Below are 6515 nucleotides of genomic sequence, written 5' to 3'. Positions count from 1 at the left end.
ACAAGCATCAGAAGTAAAAATATATTCAGATGATTTAAATAACGCTGTAGAAGGTCTAAATCAATACTTATCAAATTTTAAATTATAATATGTAAGTCATATATAAGGTGTTTCCTCTTAGGAAACACCTTTTTTATTATTTTGTGTTATTTGTAATAGATATTTAATTTTATTGGTTAAAAACATAAGCGATGATTTTTTGTAGTACTTGGTAATGTTTAGTAATTTAAAGATTTAGTATGTGTTTTTTGAAAGATTATTATTTATTATTCTCACTTCTTTAATATGTATACTTACGGTGATATCTGTAAACACCATTGTATTTTGAGATATGTCTTTTTAATTTTTTCTTTAAGTTTTTTGTCATTTCTTTTTTGTGCTATGTTCAGTAATATGTGATTTTTGAAATAGATGATATTTTACGCTTTTATTTATTAATCTGCAAACGAACTCTGCTTTGAGCAATTCCAAAGGGAAATTCAAATGATTTTTTCTTTTATTTTAGGAGAATACAAAAATTTTGTACTTTCTTCGCAAAAGAAAAACACCCCCTTGTCAGTTTTATTTTGTTGCTTCGGGGGTGCTTTTTTATTTTTTTTTGATCCAGTAGTGGGATATTGTTATGGTTTTATGTATTAATTGGTTATTGTTAAATATAAAGCTATACCAGCGACTGCGCCTGATAAGATCGATATGATTAACGCGATAGTTGAAGTTGAAGACGTAGAATTACTTGAATTTTTTATTTCGTTTATTTCCTGAGATAGTTCATCGATTTTGTTTTCGGTTGTAGATTTTAAGGTTGAGTAATTTTTATTTAAATTTTCAACAACTGTGGAAATAGTTTCATAATTACTTACGATTTGATTTAATTTTTCAATCTTTTTATTAAACGTTTGTACTGTAATATCATAATCTGATTTGAATGTTTGAAAATCAACTTTTAACTGAGTAACATCACCAGAAATAGTAGAAATTCTTGTATCCAAGGCTTTGGTTTTAGCATTTAAATATTCTTCAAGGCTTGAATAGTTGTTATTTAGAGTATCAATTGTTTTCTGCATATTGCTGTTTTCTGTCTTTATAGTAACTATATCACCATTTAATGCATCAAGTTTATTTTCAGTTTGCTTTTTAAAGTTATCAAACTCATATGATAATTTGTTAAACTTATCAAGGTCAACTTTTTGAGACAAGTATTTGTTTATATCTTCATTAAGCATTTTGCTTTCTAAAATAGTAATTTTGTTATTTAATTCGTCTACTTTATTCTTTAATGATGAGATATCGATTGATAAACTTTTTACATCATTTTTAGTATTAACTAATGACGTTTTAAGTTCGCTAACATCTGAAGATACAATCTGAACGGAATCTTTTAGAGAAGATAAATCTTCTATCTTGTTCATTGCTGTGCTTACAATATCAGAAAGTGTTAAAATCTGCTCTCGTAGTTTACTTACATTAGATGTATTGGAAACAGCCTTGTCAATTTGAGATTGGATATAATTCATCATTCTATAAAGTGCAACAGCAACTTGATAACGCGTCATTCCTTGGTTTCCTTGGAAAGTTCCATCAGGCATTCCACTAACAATTCCTAATTTACTTAGTTCATTTACAGCATCATATGCCCAGTGATTTACTGGAACATCTTTAAAGGCCCCAAAATAAAATATAGACAATGCCAATATAAAAAATGAAACAAAAAGCTTTTTCATAAATTTACACCTCCTTAAATTATTTTCCTAAATTATTTCAACCAGTTTTCCTGGTATTTTATATGCGGGCAACACAAAATCTGCGTATCCTTCTTCAACCACTGATTTTGGCATACCGTATACTACACAAGTTTCTTTTGATTCAGCAATAACAATTCCTTTGTAGTATTTCACTTTGAATGCACCTTTTGTACCATCTTTACCCATTCCAGTTAAAATAACAGATATTGTTTTTTCCTTGTATATTTCTGCAACCTTATCCAATGTAAAATCGACTGCAGGTCTAACGTTATTAATTTTTTCGCTTTTTTCAAGATAGACTATACTTTTTTTATCATGTAATCTTATTCCAAGGTGGTAATCGCCAGGAGCAACATACACCCACCCAGGTTTTAGTACGTCTCCCTCTTCAGCCTCTTTAACATTTAAATTTGAAATTTTATTCAATCTATTCGCAAGTGATTTTGTAAATCCAGCTGGCATATGTTGAACAAGAATTATCGGTGCAGGAAAATTTGAAGGTAGTGGTGGAATCACATGGTCTAATGATTTTGGCCCACCGGTTGATGAACCAATAACAACGATTTTTCCAGAAACTAAAGATTTGACACTAAATGTTTTATGACTGTAAGTGATTGTTCGTGATAGAGCTTTAACGTCAATTTTCATGGCATTTCTTATTTTTTCAATTAATTCCCCTGCTACTTTTCTAAAATTCATTGAAATACTTCCAGCAGGTTTTGTGACAAAGTCAACCGCTCCAAGTTGGAGCGCAGTTATAGTTATATCAGCACCTTCTTCTGTAAGACTACTAACCATTATTATTCTTGAAGGAGAACGTTTCATAATTTCCTTTAATGCTTCAATTCCATTTAATTTAGGCATTTCAACGTCTAATGTAATGACGTCAGGTTTGTGTTTTATAGCAAGTTCTACTGCTTCAAGACCGTCTTTGGCAATTCCAACGATTTTCATGTCTTTTTCTTTTTCAATAACATCTTTTAGAATCATTCTCATAAAAGCCGAATCATCAACTATTAATATTTTTATCTTTTTTTCTTCCATCTTATCACTCCTAAAACATATATAAATGGGAATAAGGAAACAAATCCAAAACCAAAGATTTTCGCAATAATTATATCCCAATTAAACAATAAATTCCCAATGATTGCAATACCGACAATTACAGAAAACATTGCAGCCCAAAGTACGATACCAGAACTGATATCTTTTATTATTTTAACAATAGGATGAAATTCTGGTATAAACAAATCAAGCAAATTTTCGATTAAAGTGTTTATTAATTCAGAAATTATTACAAAAAATACAGCGAAAAAAATCCATATATAGTTATTTTTATCAATTGGCAAAAATAAACTCAAAAATAGTATAACAAATCCTACAAAAAAATGGATTCTTAAATTCCTTTCTTGAGAAATAGCTGTTAATATACCTTCAATTGCATGTGAAAATGATTCTTTTAAATTATTCGAACCCAATTGTTCTTTTAACTTTTCTTTCGATTCTTGGTTTGTAGAATTTTTCTGTAAGTGTTGTGCCATATTTCACCGCCTCAATATTTTTTTCAACGTATTTTGGATTTATATTTTCTTTGATAGATTCAATTAAATAATCAATATTAACTATTGAAGTTGCTTTAGAAATAACTCCTAACATTATCATATTCGCAAACATTTCGCTTCCAAATTTCTCAAGCGCAATTTTTGAAGCAGATATATTTATCTTTCTTTTGGTCATCCTAAATGATTCAAGTGGAAGTTCTTTGATATATGTATCATCAATAATAATTATACCATTATTTCTGACATTTTTACACTGTTCAATCATAAAAGGGTGTAAAATTAACAATATATCGAAGAGAGTTGCTTTTGGAAAATCAATAGGTTTATTAGAAATTAGTAAATCACAATAACTTGGTCCACCTCTGACTTGTGCAGTATAATTTTGAGTTTGTACAACATACTTGCCAGATTTCACTAATGCCTTTGCTAGAGTTAAACCAGCGATTAGATTTCCCTGACCACCTATTCCTGCGATTCTAATTGAAAATGGTCTTTGGATTTCCATTTATTTACACCTCCGAATTTTTTGATATTGCAACAACTTTTTTATAATTTTCATAAAAGTCATGTTTTTCTTCTTTTTTGAAAACACCAATTATTATTTTGTCTTTTAGTAAATTCTTATCCATTTTTTCAGCTTTGGATTTTAAAATTGCATTTTCCTTCATGTAGTTGTGAATGTCCCAAGCATTCTTCATTCCATTATATCTACCATAATAAGTGTGACAATTTGTTAAAACTTCTACAACACTCATTCCTTTGTGTGTAATAGCTTCTTTTATATATTTTACTGTTAATGGATAATGATAGACTGTACTTCTTGCAACATAAGTGGCACCAGCAGATAGTGCTAGATTCACAATATCAAAAGAGTTTTCAATATTACCATAAGGCATGGTACTAGTAATTTTTTCATGTGGAGTTGTTGGCGAGTGTTGCCCTCCTGTCATTCCGTATATCATGTTATTAAACACTATTACAGTTAAATCAATGTTTCTTCTACAAGCATGTATAAAATGGTTTCCACCAATAGCTGTTAAATCACCATCACCACCCATTACAATTACTTTGAAATCTGGTTTTGCAAGTTTTACCCCTGTTGCAAATGCTATGGCTCTTCCATGTAGTGTGTGCATTGTGTTAAAATCTAAATATCCAGTTGCTCTTGAAGAACAACCTATTCCAGAAATAACTGCTACTCTGTCTTTTTCTAAATTCAATTCATGAGTGGCTTGGATAAATGATTTCATTATTATTCCATTTCCACAACCTGGACACCAAACGGTTGGCCATCTATCAATTCTTAAATATTTGATAAGTTCATCCCTCTTCATTTATTACACCTCCATATTTTTCAATTTTTATTTCTGATACTTTAAACAAAAAATCTGTTAATGGATCAGGGTAGTCATTGATAAATATGACTTTTTTTATCCCAGCGTTTATTATAAGTCTTGCACAGACGGAGCAAGGTTTATGTGTAACGTAAATTATGGAATTATCGGTAGATATACCAAATTTTGCAGCTTGCATTAAAGCATTTTGTTCAGCATGAAGTGCATAACAAATTTCCTGGTTTTTTCCAGAGGAGATATTTAAATCATCTCTTATACAGTTAATTTCATTACAGTGGGGAAAACCAGAAGGAGGTTGATTATAACCAGTTGCAAGGATTCTTTTATCTTTTACAATTACCGCTCCAACTTTTCTATGGATGCAAGACGAACGTGTGGATATTATAAGCGCTATTTTTAAAAAATACTCATCCCAACTTTTTTGTGGCGTACCTTTTGAAGATACATTTAGATTTTCCAAATATTTTTTTAGATCCATTTTTAAACTCCTTTGTTTTGGTGTCTATAAAAATTTTAATATATTTAATTTTAAAAGCAAGTCATAAATACTGCAAAAAGCTATTTTTATTTTAGACTAAACGTAAAGAGTTGTTAGATTTTCACTTATATGTGATAAAATATAAAGTGTTAAAAATTAAATAGGGAGGTATAGTATGATTGGTATAAAGAAAATTGAGTGGGTTTCAAATTATATGCCACTTTTAAATTATTTGCAAAAAAATTATAAAGGGGTTTTGGATGGAATAAAAATTACAATGGCGATACATTTGGAAGCTAAAACAGCTTATTTGGCAATTACTCTAAAAAAGTTGGGAGCAGAAGTTTTTGTTACTGGGTGCAATCCATTATCAACCCAAGATGATGTTGCAGAAGCTTTAAAAGATTTTGGGATAATTGTTCACGCAAAGAGAACAAACGATGAAAAAATTTATTATGAAAATCTTAATAAAGTACTTGATTACAATCCTGATCTAATTCTTGATGATGGGGCGGATTTGAGTGTTATTGTACATACTGAAAGAAAAGAATTATTAAAAAATCTTAAGGGAATTTCCGAAGAAACAACTACAGGTGTACGAAGAATTAAAAACTTGGAAAAGAGTGGTATACTATCGGTTCCGGTAATTGCAGTTAACAATGCTCGTATGAAGTATTTATTTGATAATAGATATGGGACAGGTCAGTCGACATGGGATTCAATTATGAGAAACACAAATACACTAATTGCAGGTAAAAATGTTGTTGTTGCTGGGTATGGATGGTGTGGCCGTGGAATAGCAATGAGGGCCAAAGCATTAGGTGCAAATGTTATTATAACAGAAGTTGATCCAGTTAAAGCTTTAGAAGCACTAATGGATGGTTATAGAGTCATGAAAATGTCAGAAACTTCAAAAATTGCAGATATAGTTGTTACTTCAACTGGAATGAAAGATGTGGTAAAATACGAAGATATTGTTAATATGAAAGATGGTGTTATACTAGCAAATGCAGGGCATTTTAATGTTGAAATTCCGGTTGATGAACTTGAAAAAAACGCAGAATTTGTATTTGAAGCAAGACCAAATGTTAAAGGATATAAAATTAACGGGAAAAAGATTTTTCTAATTGGTGAAGGAAGATTGGTAAATTTGGCAGCGGCTGATGGTCATCCAATAGAAATAATGGACATATCTTTTGCCCTTCAAACTTTGTCGTTAATTTATTTAAAAAAGAATCATGGTAAGTTAGAGAACAAAGTATACGGTTATCCTGAGGAATTGGATATAGAAGTTGCTGATTTAAAGTTAAAATCTTTGGGAATAGAGATTGACGTTTTAAATGAAAACCAAAGGGAGTATATGAAAGGATTTTGAAAG

7 protein-coding genes are annotated in these 6515 nt (G+C 30.1%); 1 reads left to right on the top strand and 6 read right to left on the bottom strand.

From position 1 onward, the window contains the following. Positions 1–635: 635 nt before the first annotated feature. From XO08_RS00305 to XO08_RS00280, 6 genes are read right to left on the bottom strand one after another with little or no spacing between them, the layout of a single operon-like run. A complete protein-coding gene (locus tag XO08_RS00305) occupies positions 636–1721 on the bottom strand; it encodes an S-layer homology domain-containing protein (RefSeq protein ID WP_075665096.1) in 1086 nt (361 codons plus the stop codon). Between the two features lie 27 nt (positions 1722–1748). Continuing rightward, positions 1749–2786, bottom strand: coding sequence for a chemotaxis response regulator protein-glutamate methylesterase (locus XO08_RS00300; protein ID WP_075665095.1), 1038 nt, complete (start codon positions 2784–2786; stop codon positions 1749–1751). Next, on the bottom strand, positions 2768–3283 hold the full coding sequence (locus XO08_RS00295) for a diacylglycerol kinase family protein (protein WP_075665094.1): 516 nt from the start codon (positions 3281–3283) through the stop codon (positions 2768–2770). The genes XO08_RS00300 and XO08_RS00295 overlap by 19 nt, the downstream gene beginning before the upstream one ends. After that, a complete protein-coding gene (locus tag XO08_RS00290) occupies positions 3207–3809 on the bottom strand; it encodes a 2-oxoacid:acceptor oxidoreductase family protein (protein WP_075665093.1) in 603 nt (200 codons plus the stop codon). Before XO08_RS00290 ends, XO08_RS00295 begins: the two co-directional genes overlap by 77 nt. A gap of 4 nt (positions 3810–3813) precedes the next feature. Beyond that, entirely contained in the window at positions 3814–4638 is an 825-nt protein-coding gene (locus tag XO08_RS00285; RefSeq protein WP_077197692.1) for a 2-oxoacid:ferredoxin oxidoreductase subunit beta, read from the bottom strand. After that, positions 4625–5137: a dCMP deaminase family protein gene (locus XO08_RS00280; protein WP_075665091.1), complete on the bottom strand. Its 513-nt coding sequence runs from the start codon at positions 5135–5137 to the stop codon at positions 4625–4627. The genes XO08_RS00285 and XO08_RS00280 overlap by 14 nt, the downstream gene beginning before the upstream one ends. Before the next feature lie 175 nt (positions 5138–5312). On the opposite strand from XO08_RS00280, the gene XO08_RS00275 reads away from it, so the two are divergent. Beyond that, the gene (locus tag XO08_RS00275; RefSeq protein ID WP_077286928.1) at positions 5313–6512 is read left to right on the top strand and encodes an adenosylhomocysteinase; all 1200 of its coding nucleotides are present in this window, start codon (positions 5313–5315) and stop codon (positions 6510–6512) included. Positions 6513–6515 lie beyond the last annotated feature (3 nt).

Source organism: Thermosipho sp. 1074, assembly GCF_001999655.1.
Classification (GTDB): Bacteria; Thermotogota; Thermotogae; order Thermotogales; family Fervidobacteriaceae; genus Thermosipho; species Thermosipho affectus.
Note: the sequence above shows the minus strand (reverse complement) of the source record. Positions and strands in the feature narration are given on the sequence as shown.